Origin of the sequence: Arthrobacter koreensis, assembly GCF_009193255.1 — a bacterium.
GTDB lineage: Bacteria > Actinomycetota > Actinomycetes > Actinomycetales > Micrococcaceae > Arthrobacter_B > Arthrobacter_B koreensis.
Window position 1 is genome coordinate 140,462 of record NZ_WACG01000006.1, and the last position, 23,143, is coordinate 163,604.

The 23,143-nt window shown below is 66.5% G+C and carries 17 protein-coding genes; 14 read left to right on the forward strand and 3 right to left on the reverse strand.

Features of this window, described 5'->3' with window-relative positions:
- Window positions 1-4 precede the first annotated feature (4 nt).
- From GD628_RS13285 to GD628_RS13320, 8 genes are all read left to right on the forward strand, one after another.
- On the forward strand, window positions 5-952 hold the full coding sequence (locus GD628_RS13285; RefSeq protein ID WP_152275040.1) for an ABC transporter permease: 948 nt from the start codon (window positions 5-7) through the stop codon (window positions 950-952).
- Window positions 949-1,812, forward strand: coding sequence for an ABC transporter permease (locus tag GD628_RS13290; RefSeq protein ID WP_152275041.1), 864 nt, complete (start codon window positions 949-951; stop codon window positions 1,810-1,812). Before GD628_RS13285 ends, GD628_RS13290 begins: the two co-directional genes overlap by 4 nt.
- Entirely contained in the window at window positions 1,812-2,630 is an 819-nt protein-coding gene (locus GD628_RS13295; RefSeq protein WP_091608281.1) for an ABC transporter ATP-binding protein, read from the forward strand. The genes GD628_RS13290 and GD628_RS13295 overlap by 1 nt, the downstream gene beginning before the upstream one ends.
- On the forward strand, window positions 2,627-3,448 hold the full coding sequence (locus GD628_RS13300; protein ID WP_193313279.1) for an ABC transporter ATP-binding protein: 822 nt from the start codon (window positions 2,627-2,629) through the stop codon (window positions 3,446-3,448). The genes GD628_RS13295 and GD628_RS13300 overlap by 4 nt, the downstream gene beginning before the upstream one ends.
- Window positions 3,445-4,530 (forward strand): C45 family autoproteolytic acyltransferase/hydrolase, encoded by a 1,086-nt coding sequence (locus tag GD628_RS13305; RefSeq protein WP_152275042.1) that lies wholly within the window; start codon window positions 3,445-3,447, stop codon window positions 4,528-4,530. Before GD628_RS13300 ends, GD628_RS13305 begins: the two co-directional genes overlap by 4 nt.
- Window positions 4,531-4,617: 87 nt before the next feature.
- Window positions 4,618-9,618 (forward strand): ATP-dependent helicase, encoded by a 5,001-nt coding sequence (locus GD628_RS13310; protein ID WP_152275043.1) that lies wholly within the window; start codon window positions 4,618-4,620, stop codon window positions 9,616-9,618.
- A 473-nt stretch (window positions 9,619-10,091) separates the two neighbouring features.
- Window positions 10,092-10,898, forward strand: a complete 807-nt coding sequence (locus tag GD628_RS13315; protein ID WP_152275044.1) for a DNA-formamidopyrimidine glycosylase family protein — start codon at window positions 10,092-10,094, stop codon at window positions 10,896-10,898.
- A 652-nt stretch (window positions 10,899-11,550) separates the two neighbouring features.
- Window positions 11,551-12,951, forward strand: coding sequence for an HNH endonuclease signature motif containing protein (locus GD628_RS13320; RefSeq protein WP_193313280.1), 1,401 nt, complete (start codon window positions 11,551-11,553; stop codon window positions 12,949-12,951).
- Window positions 12,952-13,009: 58 nt separating this feature from the next.
- On the opposite strand, the gene GD628_RS13325 is transcribed toward GD628_RS13320, so the two are convergent.
- Complete coding sequence (locus GD628_RS13325) at window positions 13,010-13,402, reverse strand: hypothetical protein (RefSeq protein WP_152275046.1); 393 nt, start codon at window positions 13,400-13,402, stop codon at window positions 13,010-13,012.
- A 210-nt stretch (window positions 13,403-13,612) separates the two neighbouring features.
- On the opposite strand from GD628_RS13325, the gene GD628_RS13330 reads away from it, so the two are divergent.
- Both GD628_RS13330 and GD628_RS13335 read left to right on the forward strand, forming a co-directional pair.
- Window positions 13,613-14,530, forward strand: a complete 918-nt coding sequence (locus GD628_RS13330; protein WP_152275152.1) for an RluA family pseudouridine synthase — start codon at window positions 13,613-13,615, stop codon at window positions 14,528-14,530.
- A 103-nt stretch (window positions 14,531-14,633) separates the two neighbouring features.
- A complete protein-coding gene (locus tag GD628_RS13335; protein WP_152275047.1) occupies window positions 14,634-16,388 on the forward strand; it encodes a hypothetical protein in 1,755 nt (584 codons plus the stop codon).
- On the opposite strand, the gene GD628_RS13340 is transcribed toward GD628_RS13335, so the two are convergent.
- Window positions 16,330-16,635, reverse strand: a complete 306-nt coding sequence (locus GD628_RS13340; RefSeq protein WP_152275048.1) for a hypothetical protein — start codon at window positions 16,633-16,635, stop codon at window positions 16,330-16,332. The genes GD628_RS13335 and GD628_RS13340 overlap by 59 nt on opposite strands.
- Window positions 16,636-16,834: 199 nt before the next feature.
- Window positions 16,835-17,281, reverse strand: a complete 447-nt coding sequence (locus GD628_RS13345) for a hypothetical protein (protein ID WP_152275049.1) — start codon at window positions 17,279-17,281, stop codon at window positions 16,835-16,837.
- A 240-nt stretch (window positions 17,282-17,521) separates the two neighbouring features.
- On the opposite strand from GD628_RS13345, the gene GD628_RS13350 reads away from it, so the two are divergent.
- From GD628_RS13350 to GD628_RS13365, 4 genes are read left to right on the forward strand one after another with little or no spacing between them, the layout of a single operon-like run.
- Window positions 17,522-19,156, forward strand: a complete 1,635-nt coding sequence (locus GD628_RS13350; protein WP_420837576.1) for a pyridoxal phosphate-dependent decarboxylase family protein — start codon at window positions 17,522-17,524, stop codon at window positions 19,154-19,156.
- The gene (locus GD628_RS13355; RefSeq protein WP_152275050.1) at window positions 19,153-20,724 is read left to right on the forward strand and encodes a lysine N(6)-hydroxylase/L-ornithine N(5)-oxygenase family protein; all 1,572 of its coding nucleotides are present in this window, start codon (window positions 19,153-19,155) and stop codon (window positions 20,722-20,724) included. Before GD628_RS13350 ends, GD628_RS13355 begins: the two co-directional genes overlap by 4 nt.
- Window positions 20,721-21,275 carry a GNAT family N-acetyltransferase gene (locus tag GD628_RS13360; RefSeq protein ID WP_152275051.1) on the forward strand — a complete coding sequence of 185 codons (555 nt, stop codon included), beginning with the start codon at window positions 20,721-20,723 and terminating at the stop codon, window positions 21,273-21,275. Before GD628_RS13355 ends, GD628_RS13360 begins: the two co-directional genes overlap by 4 nt.
- Window positions 21,272-23,131: an IucA/IucC family protein gene (locus GD628_RS13365; RefSeq protein ID WP_152275052.1), complete on the forward strand. Its 1,860-nt coding sequence runs from the start codon at window positions 21,272-21,274 to the stop codon at window positions 23,129-23,131. Before GD628_RS13360 ends, GD628_RS13365 begins: the two co-directional genes overlap by 4 nt.
- The last annotated feature ends 12 nt before the right edge of the window (window positions 23,132-23,143 follow it).

The following is a 23,143-nucleotide window of genomic DNA, read 5'->3' on the forward strand; positions in this document are numbered from 1 at the left end:
CACCATGAAATACATCGCCAAACGGCTTCTTGCCTTGGCTGGCATCCTGCTGGCTTCGAGCTTCGCAGTCTTTGGCGGCCTGTACCTGGCACCAGGAAGCCCCGAACAGTTCCTGGTGCAGGGACGGACCGTCAGCGCCGAAGTGCTCGCGTCCATCCGTGAGCAGTACAACCTCGACGATCCGTTCCTCACACGGTACGTATCCTGGGTGGGCAATGCCCTCCAGGGGAACTTTGGGCAGTCGCTGGCCAACCGGCAGGAAGTTGCCGACCTGCTGGCCAACCGCCTCCCCACCACCCTGTGGCTCACCGGCCTGGCCGCAGTCCTGATCATCGTCCTGGGCGTAGGCCTGGGCACGGTGGCCGGGCTGCGGCCGGGCGCCCTGGACAACATCATCCTGTTCGCCTCCAACCTCGGCTTCGCGGTTCCCACCTTCTTCGCCGGCCTGCTCCTGATGAGCCTGTTCAGCGTGCAGCTGGGCTGGTTTCCGGTCTTCGGGTCCGGCAGCGGAGAAGGCATCGCGTCCCGGCTGACGCACCTCACGCTTCCCGCGCTGGCGCTGGCACTGCCGTCCATCGCCGTCGTCGCCCGGATCACCCGCACCGCGGTGCGCGAGGAACGCCAGTCCGAGCATGCCCAGACTGCTCGCTCCCGCGGCGTGCCCGAACGTGTGCTCATTCCCCGCCACGTCATCCGCAATGCCCTGCTGCCGGTCACCACCGTGTCCGGCGTGCACATCGCGGGCCTGCTGGCGGGCGCATTCGTTGTCGAGTCAGTGTTCACGCTGGACGGCATCGGGGCACTGCTGGTGACCTCCATCCAGCAGAAGGACTTCGCGGTGGTGCAGGCCGTGGCCCTGATCATGGTGGTGGCGTTCGGCGTCATCAACCTCCTGGTGGATCTGCTGTACGCCGTCATTGATCCCCGCGTCCGGGTGGGAGGAGCATCATGAGCGCCCCGGCACTGAACCTCCGCAAGGAACGGCGGCGGCACTCCGGCGGCGTCTTCAGCGGTCCGCTGGCAAGGATTTGCCTGGGCTGGCTGGCATTCGTGCTGCTGCTCGCCGTCCTCGGCCCGCTCATCAGCCCGTTTGATGCCACCGAGGGAAATATCGTTGACCGATACCTCTCCCCCGGCGCAGAACATTGGCTCGGCACCGACCAGGCCGGACGGGACCTTTTCACCCGCCTCGCGGTGGGCGCCCGGTCCACCATCCTGGCGGCGCTGGCCGTGGCCGCATTGACCGTCCTCATCGGCGGCACGCTGGCCCTGGTGGCCGTCTGGTTCGGCGGCCGCGTGGACGGTGCCATCACCCGGTTCCTGGACTTCCTCTTCGCCTTCCCCAACCTGCTGCTCGCTGTGCTGGCCGTGGCCGTCTTCGGGGCGGGGGTTGAAACCGCCGTCGTTGCCCTGGCCATCGGTTTCTCCCCCTATACCGCCCGCGTGATCCGCTCCGTTGCGCTGCGCGAGCGAAACCTGCCCTACGTGAAGTCCGCCGAGCTGCAGGGTATTTCCGGGCTGGTCATCACTTTCCGGCACCTGCTGCCAAACGTGAAGCAGCAGATCCTCACCGGTGCCAGCATCAACTTCGGCTACGCCATGATCGACCTCGCGGCCCTGTCCTACCTGGGTTTCGGCGTCCAGCCGCCGGATGCCGACTGGGGCCTGATGATCTCCTCCGGCCAGGCTTCGCTGCTGGCCGGTTATCCGCAGGAAAGCATCTATGCCGGCGCCTGCATTGTCCTGACCGTCGCCGCCCTGGGCTACCTGGGCGAGCAGCTCGGCGGCCGCCGCGCCGCAGGGAGGGCATGATGCTCACACTCGAAAAAGTTGGCCTCGCCATCGGATCCGGCCCGGACACCAGGACCCTGCTGGAGGACATCAGCCTGCAGGTCGGTCCCGGGGAATCCCTGGGGCTGGTGGGCGAATCCGGGTCCGGCAAGTCCATGACCCTGCGCAGCATCCTGCGCACACTCCCCGACGGCAGCGCCTCCAGCGGCACCGTCCGCTACCGGGACAAGGACATCACCACGCTTTCCCGCGAGGAACTGCGCCGCTTCCGGGCGGCCGAAGTATCGATGATTTCGCAGAACCCCCTGGCCGCATTGAACCCGGTGCTGCGGGTGGAGCGTTTCCTGATCGAAGGAATCCAGGCCGCGAAACCGCGGACTTCCGCTGCCGAAGCGCGGAAAACCGCGCTCGCGCTGCTCGCCGACGTCGGCATCCATGACCCCGAGCGCTGCCTGCGTTCCTATCCGCACCAGCTCTCCGGCGGCATGCTCCAGCGTGTGGTCATTGCCGGATCCGTGGCGCGGGGCAGCTCGCTGCTGCTCGCGGATGAACCGACGACGGCGCTGGATGTCACCACCCAGTCCGACGTCGTCGCAATCCTCAACGAGGCGCGGACCGACGCCGGAATGGCGATGATCTTCGTGACCCATGACCTCGACCTCGCTGCAGCCGCCTGCCAGCGGATCGCTGTGATGCAGAAAGGACGCATCGTGGAAGCCGGCCCGGCCCAGTCCGTGCTGGGATCCCCGCAGCATGAGTACACACAGATGCTGGTCGCTTCCAAGCCCAGCCTCACCCGGCGCGCCTCCGCGCCCGTTCCTTCGGAGGACGGCAAATGAGCACCATGGTTTTGGCAGACAACCTAAACCGGACTTTCACCTCGGGTTCCGGACGCTCGAAGCGTTCCGTCCACGCCGTGAAGGACGTCAGTTTCCGGATTGAGCGGGGCACCTGCCTGGCCGTGGTGGGAGAATCCGGGTCCGGAAAGACCACCGTGGCCCGCATGCTCGTGGGCCTGGAGTCCGCAGACTCAGGCACCATCACGGTGGACGGCCGGCAGGTCACCGCAGGCTCGTCCCGGCGGATCCGGCGGCAGCGGTCCAAGGACATCCAGATGGTATTCCAGGACCCGCAGGGCAGCCTCAACCGGCGGCTGCCCGTCTCCACGGCCGTCACCGAAATCCTGCAGGCGCACGGCACACTCGACGCCGCGGCCCGCCGGGAGCGCTGCCTGGCGCTGTTCGCCGAAGTGGGGCTGGAAGCCGGGCACGCGTCGTCGTACCCTGACCAGCTCTCCGGCGGGCAGAAGCAGCGTGTCGCAATTGCGCGCGCACTGGCAGCAGAACCGTCCGTCATCGTCCTGGACGAGGCAGTCTCCGCCCTGGACGTCACCGTCCAGGCGCAGATCCTCGCCCTGCTGGAACGGCTGCGCCTTGAGAGGCAACTGACCTACCTCTTTATTACCCATGACCTGGCCGTGGCCCGGCAGGTGGCAGACACGGTGATGGTGATGCAGCTGGGTTCCGTCGTTGAATACGGAACCGCAGGCGAGGTGCTCGACGCGCCGAAGCACCCCTATACCCGCCAGCTGATGGAGAGCGCGCCCCGTCCCGGGTGGGTGCCGCGCCGCCGCGACACAACCGGAGCTGTCTCATGAGCGGATTTCCGCACCCGTCCCCTGCCGTCATCACCATTGCCGCAGACAGCGCCCGTGAACGCGGCGTCCAGCGGGGGCAGGCCGCGCGGGACGCGCTGTCCTCCGCATGGCAGGTGTATGCGGATCTCTTTGCTGCCGGCGGCATCGGTGCCGAGCGCGTTGAGCACGAAGCTCTCGCGTCACTGGCTGCGGTCCGACAGTGGATTCCTGACCTGGCCGCCGAGATTGACGGGACCGCCGCCGGTGCCGGGCTTCCGGTCTGGCAGACGGCGGCCCTGAACGCCCGCACCGAAATCCTCTCGCTCGCCAAGGGGCGCCTGCCCGGGGAATGCTCTACCGTCATCAGCACCATCCCCGGGCGTGTCTTCTCCGCCCAGACCTGGGACTGGCATGAGGAACTTGCAGCAGCCTGGCACCTGCAGTCGGTGGCCCATCCGGGCGGCCGGTTCGTCGGGATGACCGAATACGGGATCCTGGGAAAGATCGGCGTCAACAGTTTCGGGGTGGGAGTTCACCTCAACGTCCTGGGACACCGCGAGGACACTCCGGGAGCGGTTCCCGTCCACGTCGCCGCAGCCGCCGTGCTGTATTCCGCCCGGACCCTGGACGAAGCCGTTGATCTGCTCACCTCGGCTCCGGTTACAACTTCCAGCTGCATTTCGGTGGTGACGCAGCAGGGGGCGCGGATGGTGGAACTCAGCCCTGCCGGCGCGCAGGTGGTCGGCGGTTCCGGGAACTACCTGCTGCACACCAACCACTTCCTGTCCTCGGTGCCAGCTGCCGGTGAGAGGACAGAGCTTTACCAGCCGGACTCGGACCAGCGGATGGACCTGCTCCGGCGGCGGAGCGGCGGGCATTTCGATCCTGTGACCACGGCCGATCTGGTGCCGTATCTCTGCTCGAACCCGGGAGACGGCGCGGACCTGTGCTGTGTTCCGGCAGCCGGTGCCCGGTTCGGGGATCGCTGGCGCACGCTGGCCACAGCACTGATTGAGCCTGAAGCGGCGCAGCTGCGGGTTTCTCCGGGGGCACCCACGGAGGCGGGGCCGGGCACCTGGCGGGTCCTTTCGGCGTTTGCCTGACCCTGCCGCCGCGCCGCGGATTTAGCCGGGAGCCGAACGCTGCGGCGGGGACCACGGAATGTCAGTGGGGTGGTGAACAATGGGTGCATGACGTCGGCAGGCACGGTGCTCCAGAAGTTCACCCCCGCCACCCGGGACTGGTTCACGGGTGCCTTCACCGAGCCGACTGCCGCGCAGACCGGCGCCTGGGACGCCATCTCGGAGGGATCGAATGCGCTGGTCATCGCGCCCACCGGATCCGGCAAGACGCTGGCGGCGTTCCTGTGGTCCCTGGACAGGTTTATCGCCGACGCCGCTGCGCCGGGTTCAGCGGGCGGCTCGTCCCAGGCTGCGCTCTCTGTATCTGGCGGCGCTGCTGCCAGCGAGGCCGGGGCCGGTTCCGGTGCGGTGGCCGGCGGCGCGGTGGCCGGTTCCGGTGCGGTGGCCGGTTCCGGAGCGGCAGCCAAGCGCGGGCGGGCGTCCGCATCGTCGTCCGCTAAGGTACCCAAGCGGAAGACCAAGGTCCTCTACATTTCCCCGCTGAAGGCACTGGGCGTGGATGTCGAGCGGAACCTCCGGGCTCCTCTGATCGGCATTACGCAAACGGCGAAGCGGCTTGGCCTTCCGGCACCGGCCATCACCGTGGGCGTCCGCTCGGGAGACACACCGCAGAACGAACGCCGCGCCCTCCTGACCCGGCCGCCGGACATCCTGATCACCACGCCGGAGTCCCTGTTCCTGATGCTCACCTCCCAGGCGCGGGAGACGCTGTCAGAAGTGGACACCGTCATTGTGGACGAGGTCCACGCCGTGGCCGGCACCAAGCGCGGCGCCCACCTGGCCGTTTCACTCGCCCGGCTGGATGCCATGCTGGACAAGCCGGTGCAGCGCATCGGACTCTCCGCCACCGTTGAGCCGCAGGAAACCGTAGCCCGGTTCCTGGGTGGCAACGCTCCGGTGCGGATTGTCTCGCCCAAGTCCCGGAAGAACTGGAACCTGACCGTCACCGTTCCGGTGGAGGACATGACGGACCTCGGCCAGGCACCCGCCGAGGACACTGTGGAGGGCGGGTTCGCTCCGCAGGCCAGTATCTGGCCCCATGTGGAGGAGAAGATTGCGGACCTCATCGAGTCCAACCGTTCTACCATCGTCTTCGCCAACTCCCGCCGTCTGGCCGAACGGCTCACCGCTCGCCTGAACGAAATCCATGCCTACCGGCTCGAAGCGGCGCAGGCAGCCGAGACCGCCACCGGCACCGACGGTCTGCCCGCAGTTCCCCCGACGGTGCCCGCGGGCCGTGCCCCGGCGCAGCTGATGGCCCAGGCCGGGGTCTCCATCCGCGCCCGCCAGGAGGACACCGCCGTCGACGACGACGCGCCCGTTCTGGCCCGCGCCCACCACGGTTCAGTGTCCAAGGACCAGCGGGCCATGATCGAGGATGACCTGAAGTCCGGCCGGCTGCGCTGCGTGGTGGCCACGAGCTCGCTGGAACTGGGCATTGACATGGGTGCCGTGGACCTCGTGGTCCAGGTTGAGTCGCCCCCGTCGGTGGCCAGCGGCCTGCAGCGCGTGGGCCGTGCGGGCCATCAGGTCGGGGAAATCTCCCAGGGGGTTATGTTCCCCAAGCACCGCGGGGACCTGCTGAACTCCGCGGTCACGGTGGAACGGATGCTTGCCGGTCAAATCGAACCGCTGTTCATTCCCGCGAACCCGCTGGACATCCTGGCCCAGCAGACCGTCGCTGCCTGCGCTTTGGGAAGCATCGATGTGGAGGAATGGTTCGACGTCGTGCGCAGTTCCGCGCCCTTCGCCGGGCTGCCGCGTTCAGCTTTCGATGCCACCCTGGACCTGCTTTCCGGCCGCTACCCGTCCGACGAGTTTGCGGAACTGCGGCCGCGCATCATCTGGGACCGCAACGAGAACACGATCACCGGACGCCCGGGGGCCCAGCGTCTGGCGGTGACGTCCGGCGGCACCATCCCGGACCGCGGGCTGTTCGGGGTGTATCTCGTCGGCGATTCTGAGGGCAAGAACAGCCGCCGCGTCGGCGAGCTCGACGAAGAAATGGTCTACGAATCCCGGGTTGGGGACATCTTCGCCCTGGGTGCCACCAGCTGGCGGATCGAGGACATCACCCACGACCGAGTGCTGGTCTCCCCCGCGTTCGGGCAACCGGGCAAGCTGCCGTTTTGGCGCGGCGATTCCCAGGGTCGGCCGGTTGAACTGGGCCGCGCACTGGGCAAGTTCGTCCGGGAGATGGCCGGCACGGGAGACGCGGAAGCGCGGGAGCGGCTCGACGCCGTAGGGCTGGATGAGTGGGCGTCCGGAAACCTGATGGCGTACCTGCGCGAGCAGCAGCAGGCCACCGAGGTAGTGCCGAGCGACAAGACCCTGGTGATCGAGCGTTTCCATGACGAGCTGGGCGACTGGCGTGTAGTCCTCCACAGCCCGTTCGGCATGCCGGTCCACGCTCCCTGGGCCTTGGCGGTCGGCGCCCGGCTGCAGCAGCGGTACGGTTTGGACGGTTCCGCGATGGCCTCCGACGACGGCATAGTGCTGCGGGTGCCGCTGATGGAGGATGAGCCGCCGGGAGCCGAGCTGTTCCTGTTCGAACCTGATGAGCTGGAAGCGATCGTCACCGGCGAGGTGGGCGGTTCGGCGCTGTTCGCGTCGCGTTTCCGTGAGTGTGCCGCCCGGGCGCTGCTGCTGCCGCGGCAGAATCCGGCCAAGCGGACTCCATTGTGGCAGCAGCGGCAGCGCTCTGCCCAGCTCCTGGACGTGGCCCGTAAGTTCCCCACGTTCCCTATCGTGCTGGAAACCGTGCGCGAGTGCCTGCAGGATGTCTATGACCTTCCGGCGTTGAAGGACATCGCCGGCGCCGTCGAACGCCGTGAAATCCGGTTGGTGGAAACTACTACCCAGCAGCCGTCGCCGTTCGCCCGGTCCCTGCTTTTCGGCTACGTCGGTGCGTTCCTGTACGAGGGCGATTCCCCGCTGGCCGAACGCCGTGCGGCCGCACTGTCCCTGGATCCCACGCTCCTGAACGAGCTGCTGGGCCGGGCCGAGCTGCGCGAACTCCTGGACGCGCGGATTATCGCGCAGACCGAGGCTGAGCTGCAGCGCCTCGCGCCGGACCGGCGTGCCCGCGGACTGGAGGGCGTCGCTGACCTGCTGCGCCTGCTCGGACCGCTGACGGCAGCGGAGGTTGCCGCCCGGCTGGAGCCGGCCGCGCCCGGTTCTTCGGATTCCCCTGTTCCGGAAAACGCTCCAGACGCCCATGCCACCGAAGCGGAGGCGGAGCAGTTGCTGCGCGAACTGGTCCGCTCCAACCGTGCCCTTCAAGCAGGAATCGCCGGCGCTCAGCGCTATGCCGCGATCGAGGACGCTGCCCGGCTGCGGGATGCCTTGGGCGTTCCGCTGCCAATGGGTGTTCCGCTGGCCTTTATTGAACCGGTTCCGGATCCGCTGGGTGACCTGGTGGGGCGGTATGCCCGCACCCACGGTCCGTTCACGGCAGCTGAGGCTGCCGCCAGGCTGGGACTCGGCGTCGCCGTCGTCACCACTACGCTGCAGCGTCTGGCAGGCGAGGGCCGGGTTGCCGAAGGCGAGTTCCGGCCCACGGAGGCGCAGGTACTGGACGCGGTCTCGGGCGTGGACCAGACCCCGCCGGCCGTCATCACGATGCCCGGCGTTCCGGCCGGTTCGGAGTGGTGTGACGCTGAGGTGCTGCGCCGCCTGCGGCGCCGGTCCCTGGCGGCGCTGCGCTCCGACGTCGAGCCCGTGGACCCGCCCACCTACGGCCGGTTCCTGCCTGCGTGGCAGAACGTGGGGTCCTCGCTGCGGGGGCTCGACGGCGTCGCAACCGTGATCGACCAGCTCTCCGGAGTGCCAATTCCGGCGTCTGCGTGGGAGCCCCTCATCCTCGGATCCCGGGTGCGCGATTATGCTCCGGCGATGCTCGATGAGCTGACCGCCACCGGCGAGGTGATCTGGTCCGGCACAGGATCGCTGCCCGGCAATGACGGCTGGATCTCACTGCATCTCGCGGAGAACGCCGCGCTGACCCTGAATCCTGACCCCGACTTTGCGCCCTCCGAGCTGCAGTCCCGGCTGCTGGACCTGCTCTCCGGTTCCGGAGCGTACTTCTTCCGGCAGCTTTCCGAGGCGGTGAACAGTGCACCGCTGCAGGACGGCGGCTCGCTGCTGCCGGATTCGGAGATCGTCACTGCCCTGTGGGAGCTGGTCTGGGCCGGGAGGATCTCCAACGACACGTTCACGCCCGTCCGGTCCCTGCTCTCCGGCGGGAAGACCGCGCACAAACAGCGCGCTTCGACTCCGCGGGCGCGCACGGCACGGCTTGGACGGATGGGCCGGGGTTCTCTGAGCAGTTCCTCGCTGCGGCTGGCCGGTGCTGCCGGGGATGCTCCGGCGCGTGGTCCGCAGCCGCTGGTTGCCGGCCGCTGGAGCCTGCTGCCGGCGGTGGAAACGGATACCACCGTCCATGCCCATGCAACGGCCGAGCTGCTGATGGACCGGTACGGAGTCGTGACCCGCGGCTCGGTGGCCAGCGAGGGTGTTCCCGGCGGGTTCGGGCTGCTGTACAAGGTGCTGGCCCGGCTCGAGGAAATGGGACGCTGCCGGCGCGGCTACTTCATCGAGCAGCTCGGTGCGGCCCAGTTTGCTGTCCCTGCGACTGTTGACCGGCTGCGGTCCTTCTCCCGGGAGAACCAGCTGGCGGTTCCCGCTCCCGAGGCCGTGGCGCTGGCCGCCACGGATCCCGCGAATCCGTACGGTGCGGCCTTGCCCTGGCCGGCCTCCGACGGCGGCCACCGCCCGGGACGGAAGGCGGGGGCTCTGGTGGTGATGGTCGACGGCGAGCTGACGCTGTACGTCGAGCGCGGCGGCAAGACCCTGCTGACCTACACCGACGATCCGGAGATTCTGCTGCTTGCCGGTGCGGCCCTGGTGGGGATTATCCGCCGCGGTGCGGCCGAGAAGATGGCGGTGGAGAAGGCCAACGGTGTGGATGTACTGGACACTCCGGTGGCCACGGCCCTGCTGGCTGCTGGGTTCTATTCGACACCGAAGGGACTTCGCTACCGTGTCTGAGTCTGTTGTGAGGGCGGAGCTTGGGGCGTGCGTCTGCGCGCCAGGTCTTGGGCGGGTGGCGGGCCGGAGTCTGGCGGGCCGTGGGCGTGAGGCGGGTCGCCAGAGCCCGGCGTCGATCTCTCATCCCGCTCACGCCCTCCCCACCGTACACCAGCCTGCGGCGTCGATCTCTCTTCCCGCTCACGCCCTGCCCACCGTGCGCCAGCCCTCGGCGTCGATCTCTCATCCCGCTCGCGCCCTCCCCACCGCACACCAGCCCTCGGCGTCGAGCTCTCATCCCGCTCGCGCCCTGCCCACCGTGCGCCAGCCCTCGGCGTCGATCTCTCATCCCGCTCGCGCCCTCCCCACCGCACACCAGCCTGCGGCGTCGATCTCTCATCCCGCTCACGCCCTCCCCACCGCACACCAGCCCTCGGCGTCGAGCTCTCTTCCCGCTCACGCCCTGGTGGTCCGGCCGAACCTGGAGGTATGCAGTGCCTGAGGGCGATACCGTCTGGCGTGCTGCCCGCGGACTCCATACCGCGCTGGCCGGCGCCGAGCTGACCCGGACTGATTTCCGGGTTCCACGCTTTGCCACAACAGATCTCAGCGGACGCGCGGTTGAAGAGGTGGTCTCCCGCGGGAAGCACCTCCTCATCCGGATTGCTCCGGGCCCGGGGGAGGCTGAGGGCTGGAGCATCCACTCGCATCTAAAAATGGAGGGACTGTGGCACGTCTATGGCCGCGGCGAGCGTTGGCGCCGTCCGGCTTTCAAGGCGCGGGCTGTCCTGGAGACGGCGGACAAACAGGCCGTGGGGTTCGAGCTCGGAATCCTGCGAGTATTTCCTCGCAGCGGCGAAGAGGAAGCCGTCGGCTACCTCGGTCCGGACTTGCTGGGCCCGGACTGGGATGCTGCGGAGGCGCTGCGACGACTGGCGTCGGTACCTGAACGTCCGCTGGGGCTGGCACTGCTGGACCAGCGGAATCTGGCCGGGATCGGTAACGTCTACCGGTGTGAGCTGTGCTTCCTGGCTGGCGTCCATCCACTCACTCCCATCCAGGACGTTCCCGATCTGGAACGGATCGTAGACCTGTCAAAGCGGCTTCTGGAAGCGAACAAAGCCCGGTCCCGGCGCATCACGACGGGCCTCGCCGGGCGTGATCCGCTCTGGGTCTACAACCGGGAGAAGCGGGGCTGCCTGCGATGTGGGACGAAGGTCGTTCATGAGCTGGTCGGCGATACCGAACTGGAGCTGCGGGACCTGTACTACTGCCCGCATTGCCAGCCTGCCGTGGGCTGATCAAGCCCCTACGCCACGGGTTCGAGCCAGCTGCGTGCCGTCTGGGGCTGAGCCGGGAGCAGTCCCGCCGTCGCTTCCGGTCTTCCCCTACGTAGGACGGGCCGGCGGCGAGCCTTGACCGCTGGTCCTCTCGACGTCAGTCGCGTCCCCCGATAGCTGTGGCTGCTCCCTTTTCTCCGCCCCCTGACTGCCCCTCCGCCTCTCTCCTTCACTGCCCCACCGCCACTCTCCTTCACTGCCCCACCGCCCCTCCCGCCGACTGCCCCTCCGCCTCTCCCCCTCACTGCCCCACCGCCTCTCTCCCCCCCCTGAGTGCCCCTCCCCAAGACTCGATAGGTCCATCCCGCAGGAACGTTTCTCCACAATGTGCGGGCCTACGCTTAGAGTCCCTCGTGCGGGCCGCAATGCTAAACCAATGAGACCGGATAGCAGCACCGAAAGCGACAGTGGACCCGACTGCCCGCTTGTCTCTGGCTTTGCGACTTTTCTGGACACCTTCACCGTTACCGATACAACCAACACTGCACCAGATCCGGCCGAGGAGACGCCACCCGCGCAGGCCCCCACAGACACGACGCCAGGGCCTGGCTTGCGGGGAAGTCTGGAGTTCGTCCAGGCAGATTCAGTCTCCGCAGCAGATGCAGTACCCATCTTGAGGCAACTGGCTGCCCTTGTGTCCTGGGCACAGGCACAGCAGGCCCTGGTCATCCATCGGATGGAAACAGATCTGCGGCGCGAGATTGAGGAGAACCTCGGCACCGTCGACGGCTCGGTGGCACTTTCCGCCGCTGCCGCCGAAGTCGGTTCGGCCCTGAACTTGCCGCATATGAGCGCCATGGCACTCGTCAGCGAGTCGGACACGCTCTGTACTGTGAACCGTTCCACCCACGCCCAGCTATCCCGTGGGGCCATCAGTTACCGTCATGCGCAACGCATCATGGATGAAGTTCGCGCGGTGCCATCACCTGAAGCGCCCATATTCGAGGACGAACTCCTCCAGCTGGCCGAAGGCCGGACCTGCGCGCAGTTCACAGCGAAAGCACGACGGCTTCGTGAATCCCGCTGGCCTGAAACCATAAACATCCGGCACCGCCAGGCACTCGAACTAAGACGTGTGAGTCTCGACCCCAAACCTGACGGCATGGTGGAACTCTGCGCTCTGGTCACAGCCGAAAAGGGTCAGGCGATCTTCAATTCGCTGACTGCCTCCGCACGGACTGCCCGTTCTGCCGGAGACCAGCGGACACTCGACCAGCTTCGAACCGATACGCTCACGGCCCTGCTCCTGGAGGTTCCTCCGTTTGCGGGCTCATCTCACGCAAGCAGTTTCATTTCGTGTTCCAGTGAAACGGCTGCTGCAGCGGTTCCCTCTCCGCCACAGACTGAAGACCCCCGCGGAATCCGTACAGAGGTCATGGTTCTCATCGATGCAGAGACCCTGCTAGGTGCGGAGGACAAACCAGCAGAACTCAATGGTTACGGACCTATTGCCGCAGACGCTGGCCGCAGGCTGGCACGCCAGGCGCTGCATTGGACTGGGATCCTGCGGGACAACTCATCCGGTGAGGTCCTCGCCGTCGGCCGCCGAAGAAAGGTCCCGGCAGGTTTGAAACGGTGGTTGCAGGCCCGGGACGGAACATGCAGATTCCCAGGGTGCCGCGTCAGCACATTCCGAACCGAAATCGATCACACAGTCCCCTGGGGGCTGGGCGGAGAAACGGAACATGGCAACCTCAGCAACCTCTGTCCCAAACACCACCGGCTCAAGACTCTCGGCCTGTGGGAAGCCCGCCAACGCCAACCCGGGAAACTCGAGTGGGTCTCACCCCTGGGACAGACGTACAGTTCCGCCGCCCAGCTGGACTTCAGACAGGCACGGGAGACTGCGGCCCCCGCGTCGGAATCCGCCTTCCCCGGGCATCGGGAGAGGTTTTCTGGGCCTCCTTCTCCGGACGAGGGCGACGGTGAGGACATGAGCGACGGTGAGGACAAGGGCGACAGCGAGGACAAGGGCGACAGCGAGGACAATGGCGCGGATCCGCCGCCCTTCTAAAAGACAATCCATAGCAGCGGCCGCCCTTCTGAACCGTGACGGGCTAGTGCGCCAACCGCTACGAGCCCACGGAGATGCTCGTATTGGCCTCGTGCGGTCCCCCGCAACGTACCGAACCGCCAACACGCTTCCAGCGAAGGTCAACTTCATGCTCTGCGAGAAGATGACCACTCACCGAAAATGCCCTGAGCCGGATGGTGTCGGGCGTCTGCATCGGGGTCGTAAGCGTCCAGCCGGTCCCGGTTTTGGTAACCGCGACGGTTTCCAGCGTTGAGCCGGATTCCCCCGGCTCAACGGACCCACCGGAATAACATGAACCGGCAAAGCAGACTTCCAGACGGTCCACTGCCCCGGCGCTGCTGCCGGTGATTTCAATCTTCAGCTCATCAAACCAACCGACCGCAGGGCAAGCGCTGGTGCACCCTACGGTCAGTAACAGCATCTGGATCAACGCAACAGCCAAGAGCCACCTGGTCACCACACGACAGCCCACCCCTTGGCGCGCCGCGCGGTTATGCCTCGTCCGCACCCGACCCGTTCGCACCCATAAACCCGTCCTGCCACGAGTCTTGTCCCCGTCATGCATGGACCCAAGGTAACCCACCGCGCCAGGCTCCCCGCGAAAAACTGTCATCCTGACCGCCGCTACCCTTGAAGGGTGATGCAATCCCCCCTGCCGGTCCGCAACGGCGTGAACGCTACCCGGCTGCGGCTGCCCGCCGAGGGCCCCTGGACCACTGCCTTCGACTACGTCCTCGAACGATTCGGACACGTGAACCCGCAAGGCATCACCGACCGGTTCGACCGCGGTGAAGTGGTCGGCATCGGAGGCGTCCCGCTGGACCGGACCACTCCGCTCACTGAACACACATTCATTTGGTACTACCGGGAACTTCCCCCGGAAGAGCGGCTGCCAGTGGAGATCAATATTCTCCACCAGGACGAAAACCTGCTCGTCGTCGACAAGCCGCACTTCCTGCCCACGACGCCGGGCGGGATGTATGTTGCCGAATCAGCCCTGGTGCGGCTTCGGGTCGCCCTCGGCATCCCGGATCTCATTCCCATGCACCGGCTGGACCGCATGACAGCCGGCGTGCTCCTCTTCTCCACCAATCCGGACACCCGCGGCAAGTACCAGGTCCTCTTCGAGAAACGCCGTATAGAGAAAGAGTATGAGGCCGTGGCTCCGGTCCGTTCAGACCTCGAGCTCCCGGCCATCGTGCGCAGCCGGATGATAAAGTCCCGGACCTATCTGCTTGCACAGGAGGTCCCGGGCGAGCCCAACGCGGAAACGCGGGTGGAGCTCATGGAACAGTCCGGCGGCTTTGGCCGCTACCGGCTGCTGCCCCATACCGGCAAGACGCACCAGCTTCGCGTCCATATGGCGTCGCTGGGAATCGGCATCCTGAACGACCCCTTCTATCCAGTGCTGCTGGAGCAGGCCCCGGATGACTTCAGCAAACCGCTGCAGCTGCTGGCACGATCAATCCGGTTCACCGATCCGCTGACTCGGCAGCCCGTCCAGTACCGCAGCGAACTGACCCTTGATGGATTTCCGGCCCCGGCCACAGCCAGCTGACCTGCAAAATTCGCTCTTCCACAGCCGCAATCCTGCCGTTACGCTTTGGTGGATCCACACCCGGGTTAGGTACACGAAGGATCACTGAGGCAAAGGAACAGGCATGCTCCCCCACTCCGCACGCCCTGCTGAATCGGAAGAAGGCGTGCACACGGCTGGAGCCAACGACGGCGCCGGCAGCGGTCAGGCTAACTCCAACCGTATGCCGGACAGGGACGGCCTCAGCCCGGCCGGAACCACCTCGTCGGCTGCCTTCGTTCCTCCGCTGGCCCCGTCTCCACCGCCTGGAACCCCTCCCACCGTGCACACCCGGATGGACGAAAACCGAAGCAGCCGATGGCAGAACGATCCCGAGCCCGTAAGCATGATTGGCGCCGATGTTCAGGAGGATTCCTTCAACCGGGTCCTTCGCGGCGAAACCACGAGCAATCCTTCGGGTCGGGCTTACCATCTCCGGGGTTCCTTCAATCCGCTGCAAGCCATCCAACGACTGGTCACCGGGCGGCCAATGTTGGAGGGTGCCCGAAACGAGGCGTTGGAGGGTGCCCGGAACGAAGCGGGGCAATTTGAAGCGGCGCGCCAGCAGTATGAAGCGGAGCAGGTCATACCGGCGCGGGAGCAGCACGAGCTCCACCAGGGCGAAGCTCAGCATGAGCCCGACCACGGCAAAGCTGCCGGGGGCGACGCTCAGCACGAGCCCGACCACGGCAAAGCTCCCGGGGGCGACGCTGCGCAGCACGATCCCGACCGGGGCGAAGCTCAGCATGAGCCCGACTACGGCAAAGCTGCCGGGGGCGAAGCTGCTCAGCACGAGCCCGACCACGGCAAAGCTGCCGGGGGCGACGCTCAGCAGCACGAGCCCGGCCAGGGCGAAGCGGCGGGGCAGATCGCCGTCCAGGGTGAACCGGAGTACCACCAGCCCCTGCCAGTCACAGAAGAACCGCCGCAGGTCCGAAACACCAACGCCGCGAACCACCCCTCCCCCGATCACGACTCCCAGCAGGCAGACACAATCCGCCGGATCGCAGTCACCATGAGCACAGCCGCCGCCCTGGGATTTTCCTATGCCCTGACGCGCACCGCCACGGGCTGGCCGGGAATCAACCACGGGCCCGGAAGTGTCCTGGATCCTGCGGCATCGCTGCTCGGGGTTTACCCCTGGATCTGGCTGGCGTGGATTCCGGTACTTACTGGCGCCGCAGCGTACGCCGCGCTGCAATGGATTCCGAGCCAGCGGTCCAATCCGCGGCGGGTGTGGAACGGTCCGATCAGTGCCGGTTCTGCGGTTGTAGCGGCAATCTGGCTTTGGGCTGTCCAGTCCGGCAATCCGGCAGGAGCCTTCTGGTCCGCGGCGCTCGGAACGGGAATCGGCCTGGCCGCCATCCACATCTCCAATACCTGGCCCGTCGAATCCCGAACGGAGAAGGCCACGGTGGACCTGCCTGCAAAAGTCCTGCTGGGAGCTTCCACCATTGCATTGCTCACCGGCTTGGGAAGCTGGCTGACCGCGCTGGAGACGGACATCGCCAGCTGGGGTCCTGTGGCCTGGGCACTGATCGCGCTCGTGGCAACCGTCATCGGAATCACCACCGTATCCATGACGGACCGGGGGCACCTCGCCGCGGCGCTGACCGCCGTCGTCGGGCTTTCCGGGATTGGCTTCACCCGGCTGCTCTCAGAACAGAACTCCATACCGGTCGCGGCAGGGGCCTTCGTCGGAGCCTTCCTCATCCTGGTGTCGGCAGGGTCCCGGCGCCACCAGGTGGATCACGCCCAGCGCAGGAGGCAGCGGGAATGGCTCAGAGCGGAAGCCAGCGTCCGCGCTGGCGGCGAAGCACCCGAAGCTGTTCACACCTAGCAACCTGCTCCACCGCATGCCGCATGTTCATCGCTGCGCGCCTCGCCTGTGAATTCTCGACCCCGTACTCATTGGCCGGAACCATGAAACGCAGGGTGATGCGGGGAACGCCGGACACGATGTCCAGCTGGTTCGCCTCGACGTGGTGGCTGGCCTCCAGCGCTTTGACGGCTGCATCCATCACCGCTTCGGGCGGGTTCCCGGGACGCAGGCCAAGAATGCTGAGCTGGACGCGAAAGGAAGGCATCCTTCCACCGTAGTGCCAGCGGAAGGATGCCTTCTCTCGATCGAGTGCCCGAGTCGAAAAGATGCCCGGTCGAGCAGGTGCCTGAGTCGAACAGGTGCCTGGTCGAGCAGGTGCCCGAGTCGAAAAGGTGCCTGGTTCGATCGGGCGCCCGAGTTGAACAAGTGCCTGGTTCGAGCAGGTGCCTGAGTCGAACAGGTGCCTAGAGCGACTCGTCGTCCGGGTTGAACGCTGAGAGCGGGTCGCCCCCTGCGTGGGCAGGGTCGTCGCTTCCGTCCTCGAGGGGGTCCACTGACGAGTCACCGAAGTCGACGTCGCGGGCGGCTTCGCCAATGGTCGGTTCTTCGGGCGGAATCTGCGAGTCGCCCTCTTCGTAGCGCTCTTCTGCCGTTTCGTCGCGAAGCGTCTGGTCAGACTCGGCACCAGGCTCACCGGCAAGTGGTTCTTCGTTGATTAGCGGATCGTCCTGCCAATTCTCCGGGTTGTCCTCTGCGGCTCCCGGGTAGGACAGGTCCTCCGCGTCCGTGAGCTCATCCTCATCCAGGAGCTCGTCGCCGGAGACGACGCTGAGCTCATCGGGAGTAACTACCTCGGACAGGTCATCGGCCAATGCAGGGTTGTCGCTGTGGTCCGGGTTCTGTTCAGTCATCTGCAGCTCACTTTCCGATCTCAACGGTCCTTTCCATCGATACTAAGCCTACTGATAGCCGATTGCACAAGCGGACACCGGTCCTGCGTGCGCGCTCGTCGCGCGCCATTTTGCACCTCCGGAGAAACTTTACCCCGATCAGGGCGAATTAAGACATAAAAGTTTGACGTAATGACCAAGTAAGGACAGGCTTACCTCCGTTACCGTCTTGAGACCTTCCAGGAGAACGCAGTGAGCACTTTGCAGAAGCCGGAGCATGACTCGGCAGACCACCGGCAGGCAGGCGAACATCCGGCTGACGCACTGCTGACCGGCACATCCACCGGACAGTACCTGTCAGAGAACCTGCTGGGCATGTCGGCCGTAAGCCGTTCCATCGCCTCAGCCAACCGGCCGTTCACGGGCATGCACCCCCGCAACCTGGCCCCCGCCATCGACGCCGTAGACCTGGACCAGCCGCTCGGCACTACCGGGGCAGCCCTGGAGGAACTCCAGCCGCTCTACCTGCGGGACGCCGTCTACTTCCACCATCCCGCCTATGCCGCGCACCTGAACTGCCCGGTGGCGATTCCCGCACTGGTAGGCGAAACCATCCTCAGCGCCGTGAACTCCTCCATGGACACCTGGGACCAGAGTGCCGGGGCCACGCTCATCGAGCGGCGCCTGCTGCGCTGGACAGCAGACCGCCTGGGACTGGGTTCCGCAGCAAGCGGCGTCTTCACCAGCGGGGGCACCACCTCAAACCTTCAGGCGCTGCTCATTGCCCGCAACCGCGCAGTGGCTGCGCTCCGGCGGGATGCGCTCCGGCGGGATGCGCTCCTGCGGGACAGTGCCGGACAGGACAGTGCCGGGGCCAGCACCGCCCAAGGCCGCAGCGAACGGCTTCCGGAACTGCTGGGCCGGCTGCGCATTTTCGCCTCCGAAGTCAGCCACTTCAGCATCCGGAAATCCGCGGCACTTCTGGGCCTGGGAGAGGACGCCGTCCATCTGGTTGAGTGCGACGCCGACCGCCGGCTCAAGCCCGACGCGCTGCGGAACGCCCTGGCAGAATCCCGCAGCCGCGGCGAGGTCCCCATGGCAATCGTGGCCACCGCGGGCACCACGGATTTCGGCAGCATTGACCCGCTGCTCGAATGCGCGACGCTGAGCTCGGAGTTCGGCTCCTGGCTCCACGTCGACGCAGCATACGGCGGCGGACTGCTGACGTCCCTGAAGTACCGCAGCCGCCTGTCCGGCATCGGTGCCGCGGATTCCGTCACAGTGGATTACCACAAGACGTTCTTCCAGCCGGTGTCCTCGAGCGCCGTCCTGGTCCGCGACGCCGCCGAGCTGCGCCACATCCTGCACTACTCGGACTACCTCAACCCAGAGGACGCTGCGGACCCGCAGATCCCAAACCAGGTGGACCACAGCATCCAGACCACCCGCCGCTTTGACGCACTGAAGCTCTGGCTCACCCTGCGCGTCACTGGCGCCGACGGCATTGGCGCGATGCTCGATTCAGCGATTGACCTGGCCCGGGACACCGGACGCCTGCTCGAGGCAGATCCGGACTTCGAGGTGGCCGCCCGCGTCCAGCTAAGCACCGTGGTGTTCCGCTTCCGTCCGCGGCACCTGGACGAGGACACCAGCGACACGCTGAACCGGTGGATCCGCTCAGCACTCGCCGCCTCCGGGAATGCCGTCATTGCCGCCACCACTGTGGACGGGAGGGCCTACCTGAAGTTCACCCTCCTCAACCCCACGGCAACCTTGGCGGACATTGAACGGATCCTCGAATTGATCCGCTCCTACGCCGCCCAATGGCTATCCGGTCATGCAGGACCGAATGCAGCCGGAGCGAGAACCGAGACCCCGGCAGGAGCAGCAGCATGAACCGCCGTCCCGAGCACCGGCCCACGCCCGGAACCGGCGCAGAGCCCGGCACAGAGCCCCGCGCAGTCCCCGGCCAGCCAGAGACCGGCCTAACCGTCCACGACGTCATCGGCATCGGCGTCGGGCCCTTCAACCTTGGTCTGGCGGCACTCACGGAACCCATTGCAGAACTGGACGCTGTGTTCTTCGACTCGCGCCCCGGGTTCGACTGGCACCCCGGAATGATGCTGGACACCGCACACCTGCAGGTCCCGTTCATGGCGGACCTGGTATCGCTGGCGGACCCCACCTCCCGTTACTCGTTTCTGAATTTCCTCAAGGCCACGGGCAGGCTCTACCGCTTTTACATCCGTGAGGACTTCTATCCGCTGCGGGCGGAATTCAACGCCTACTGCCAGTGGGTGGCGGAGCAGCTGCCCAGCGTCCGGTTCGGTCACGAGGTCACGGACATCCGCCATGAACAGACCACGCACGACGGCGGCAGGTACCTGGTACGCACAAGGCACGACGGCGGCACGCAGGTTCATGCGGCCCGCCGGCTGGTCCTGGGCACCGGCACCCGGCCCGAGATTCCGCCGTCGTGCGCCGGAATCCTCTCCGGCGGAGGGACCGCCGTCCACAACAGCGACTATCTGCAGTCCAAGGCCGCAATTCAGGAGCACCGAAGCATCACCGTGGTCGGAAGCGGGCAGAGCGCCGCGGAAGTCTTCCTGGACCTGCTCCAGGACTGCGGACCGGACAGCTACGAGCTGAACTGGGTAACACGTTCGGGCCGGTTCTTCCCGCTCGAATACACGAAGCTCACCCTTGAAATGACGTCCCCTGACTACGTGGATTATTTCCATGCGCTGCCCGGCGCTACCCGGGACAGGCTCATCGGGTCGCAGAAGAACCTGTACAAGGGCATCGACGCCGCGCTGATTAATGAGATTTACGACGCCCTCTACGCCCGCAGCCTGTCAGGGCCACTGCCGGTCCGGCTGCTCACGGGCGTCGAAGTCACCGGCAGCAGCTACGACCACGCCGCCGGAGAGCACCGCCTGGAACTGGCCCACCCGGAACAGGGAACCAGCGGTGAGCTGAAGACCGGCGCCGTAGTGCTGGCCACCGGGTACTCCTACCACGAACCCGCATTCCTGCAGGGAATCGGCAGCCGCATCCGCCGCGACAACCGGGGACGGTTCGATGTGGACCGGAACTACGGGATCGGCGTGGAACCCGGGGAAATCTTTGTGCAGAACGCCGAGCTGCACACCCACGGATTCACTTCCCCGGACCTGGGCATGGCCGCCTACCGGAACTCGACAATCCTGCGCGAAATCCTCGGCTGGGAGTACTACCCGGTGGAAACCAGCATCACGTTCCAGGAGTTCGGGCTCACCGGCCTGGACACGCCCGCGGGCGGAACGGTGCACGGGCCGGCGCGCGCTGGAGCGGGAGCCACCGGAGCGGGGGCCACCGGAGCCGGAATTGCCGGGAGCAGGACCGCCGGGAGCACGGTGCCGGCGCGCGCCGGAACGGGATCGGCCCTTGGCGCGCCGGCAACCGCGGAAGGAGCGGTGGCATGAAATTCGAGTTCCGTCCGGTTGACCCGGCAGCCGACGCACCCCTCCTGCACAGCTGGATGAGCCGGGATTATGCACGCTTCTGGGGCATGGGCACCGCAACGGTGGATGAAGTCCGCAGCGAGTACTCAGGAATCGATGCGAACCCGCACCACGAGGCGTGGCTGGGCCTGCTGGGCCCCACCCCGGCGTTCCTCATGGAAAGTTACGCTCCGGATCACTCCCCGCTGGCCGGCCTGTACCCGGTCCAACCCGGCGACCGCGGCATGCACTTGCTGATGGGCCCGCCGGACATCCCCCAGCACGGCTCCACCGCGGCCGCTTTCCGGGCGGTGATGCTGTTCCTCTTCGCCAGCCCGCAGACGCAGCGGGTAGTGGTGGAACCGGACGTCCGCAATACCAAGATCCACGTCCTCAACGGACGCATGGGGTTCCAGCCCCACGGCCGCATAGAGCTGCCGGACAAAACCGCCCTGCTTTCTTTCTGCACCCGGCAGCAGTTCAAGGCCGCAGCCGCGAGCGCCCCCACGACTTTCCAAGGAGCAACCCCATGAGCACCGCCGTCGAACCCGGAACGTCGAACCGGGACCTGACCCCGAACCGGAACACCGGCCCTCACCGGAGCACCGGGCACCTCACGCCCGAACGCTGGGCGGCGGCCAACCGGCACGTCGTCTGCAAGGCACTCGCCGAGTTCTCACACGAACAGATTCTCCAGCCCCAGGCCGCGGGTCCGGACAGTTTCCGCCTCGTATCCGACGACGGCGCAGCGACCTACACCTTCGAGGCGCAACTCCTGGAGCTGGACCATTGGAGCATTCGACCGGCGAGCATCCTCCGTTCCGTTGACGGGAGCGGCACACCCCTGGATGCGCTCGTTTTCATCACCGAGTTCGCGGGCACGCTGGGGATTAGCGAAGCAATGCTGCCGGTCTACCTGGAGGAAATCTCCAGCACCTTGGCATCCCACGCCTACAAGCACAGCGGCTCCTTCCACAGCTCGGAAATCCTGGCGGCGGGCGTAACCGGCGGCGCGGATCCGGCCGCGGACTTCCAGGCCATCGAAGCGTCCATGACCGAAGGACACCCGTGTTTCGTGGCGAACAACGGGCGGCTGGGATTCGGGCTCCAGGACTACCTGTCCTACGCACCCGAAACCGGTTCGGGTGTCCGGCTGCACTGGATTGCCGTTCGAAAGGACCGGGCCCGGTTCACCGCGGTTTCCGGCCTGGATTACTCAGCGTTCCTGGCGACTGAGCTCGATCCGGGCGTGCTGTCGGGATTCAATGCCGCACTCCAGGTCCGGGACCTGGACCCCGGCGACTACCTGCTCATGCCGGTCCACCCCTGGCAATGGGAGAACAAGCTGAGCGTCACCTTCGCCGCGGAGGTTGCCCAGCAGCACATTGTGCATCTGGGCCCCTCGGAGGATGTGTACCAGGCGCAGCAGTCCATCCGGACGTTCTTCAACCGCAGCACGCCTGGGCGCTGCTACGTCAAGACGGCGTTGTCAGTGGTGAACATGGGCTTTATGCGCGGCCTTTCTGCCGACTACATGGTGGCCACACCGGCCATCAACGAGTGGCTGGACGGGCTGGTCCGGGCAGACCCGGAACTGGCCGGCACCGGTTTCGAAATCCTGCGGGAAACGGCCGCCATGGGTTATACCAACCGGTATTACGACGCCGCTGCCCCCAAGGGTTCCCCGTACCGGAAAATGCTGGCAGCGCTGTGGCGGGAAAGCCCGATGGACCGGCTGGGGTCAGGTGAGCAGCTGGCCACCATGGCGTCCCTGCTGCACAGAGACCCGGCCGGCAGTCCGTTCGTTTCGGCGCTCATCCAGCGCTCCGGGCTGCCGGCGCGGGCCTGGCTCCAGCAGTACCTGCGGGCCTACCTGGTTCCGGTGCTGCACTGCTTCTATGCCTACCGGCTGGCTTTTATGCCGCACGGCGAGAACCTCATCCTCGTCCTGAAGGACGGCGTGCCGGTCCGGGCCCTGATGAAGGACATTGGTGAGGAGATCATTGTGATGGCGGACAAGGTGGACCTGCCGGAGGAGGTTTCACGCGTCCGAGTGGATGTCCCGGTCGAGGAACAGGTGCTGTCGATCTTCACCGACGTCGTCGACTGCTTCTTCCGGTTCCTGGCCGCCGTTCTCCACGAGGACGGGCAGCTGCCGCAGGAGGAGTTCTGGGACTCCGTGGCCGGCGTGATCCGCGACTACCAGGCGGAGCATCCCGAATTCGCCGAAGATTTCGCCAAACACGACCTCTTCGCCGCGGATTTTGCGCGTTCCTGCCTGAACCGCCTTCAGCTGCGCAACAACCAGCAGATGCTGGACATCTCCGATCCGTCCGGCGGTCTGCAGTTCTCCGGCAGGCTGGTCAATCCGCTGGCCAGCGGGCGGTAGAACAGCCCTACG

Bases quoted from the DNA above. Each gene is read 5' to 3' on its own strand.
- GD628_RS13340 (WP_152275048.1), bottom strand. From the start codon at position 16,635: ATGCCTTCCTTTCGCGTCCAGCTCAGCATTCTTGGCCTGCGTCCCGGG.
- GD628_RS13345 (WP_152275049.1), bottom strand. From the start codon at position 17,281: ATGACTGAACAGAACCCGGACCACAGCGACAACCCTGCATTGGCCGAT.
- GD628_RS13310 (WP_152275043.1), top strand. From the start codon at position 4,618: ATGACGTCGGCAGGCACGGTGCTCCAGAAGTTCACCCCCGCCACCCGG.
- GD628_RS13305 (WP_152275042.1), top strand. From the start codon at position 3,445: ATGAGCGGATTTCCGCACCCGTCCCCTGCCGTCATCACCATTGCCGCA.
- GD628_RS13335 (WP_152275047.1), top strand. From the start codon at position 14,634: ATGCTCCCCCACTCCGCACGCCCTGCTGAATCGGAAGAAGGCGTGCAC.
- GD628_RS13355 (WP_152275050.1), top strand. From the start codon at position 19,153: ATGAACCGCCGTCCCGAGCACCGGCCCACGCCCGGAACCGGCGCAGAG.
- GD628_RS13285 (WP_152275040.1), top strand. From the start codon at position 5: ATGAAATACATCGCCAAACGGCTTCTTGCCTTGGCTGGCATCCTGCTG.
- GD628_RS13295 (WP_091608281.1), top strand. From the start codon at position 1,812: ATGCTCACACTCGAAAAAGTTGGCCTCGCCATCGGATCCGGCCCGGAC.
- GD628_RS13300 (WP_193313279.1), top strand. From the start codon at position 2,627: ATGAGCACCATGGTTTTGGCAGACAACCTAAACCGGACTTTCACCTCG.
- GD628_RS13290 (WP_152275041.1), top strand. From the start codon at position 949: ATGAGCGCCCCGGCACTGAACCTCCGCAAGGAACGGCGGCGGCACTCC.
- GD628_RS13365 (WP_152275052.1), top strand. From the start codon at position 21,272: ATGAGCACCGCCGTCGAACCCGGAACGTCGAACCGGGACCTGACCCCG.
- GD628_RS13330 (WP_152275152.1), top strand. From the start codon at position 13,613: ATGCAATCCCCCCTGCCGGTCCGCAACGGCGTGAACGCTACCCGGCTG.
- GD628_RS13360 (WP_152275051.1), top strand. From the start codon at position 20,721: ATGAAATTCGAGTTCCGTCCGGTTGACCCGGCAGCCGACGCACCCCTC.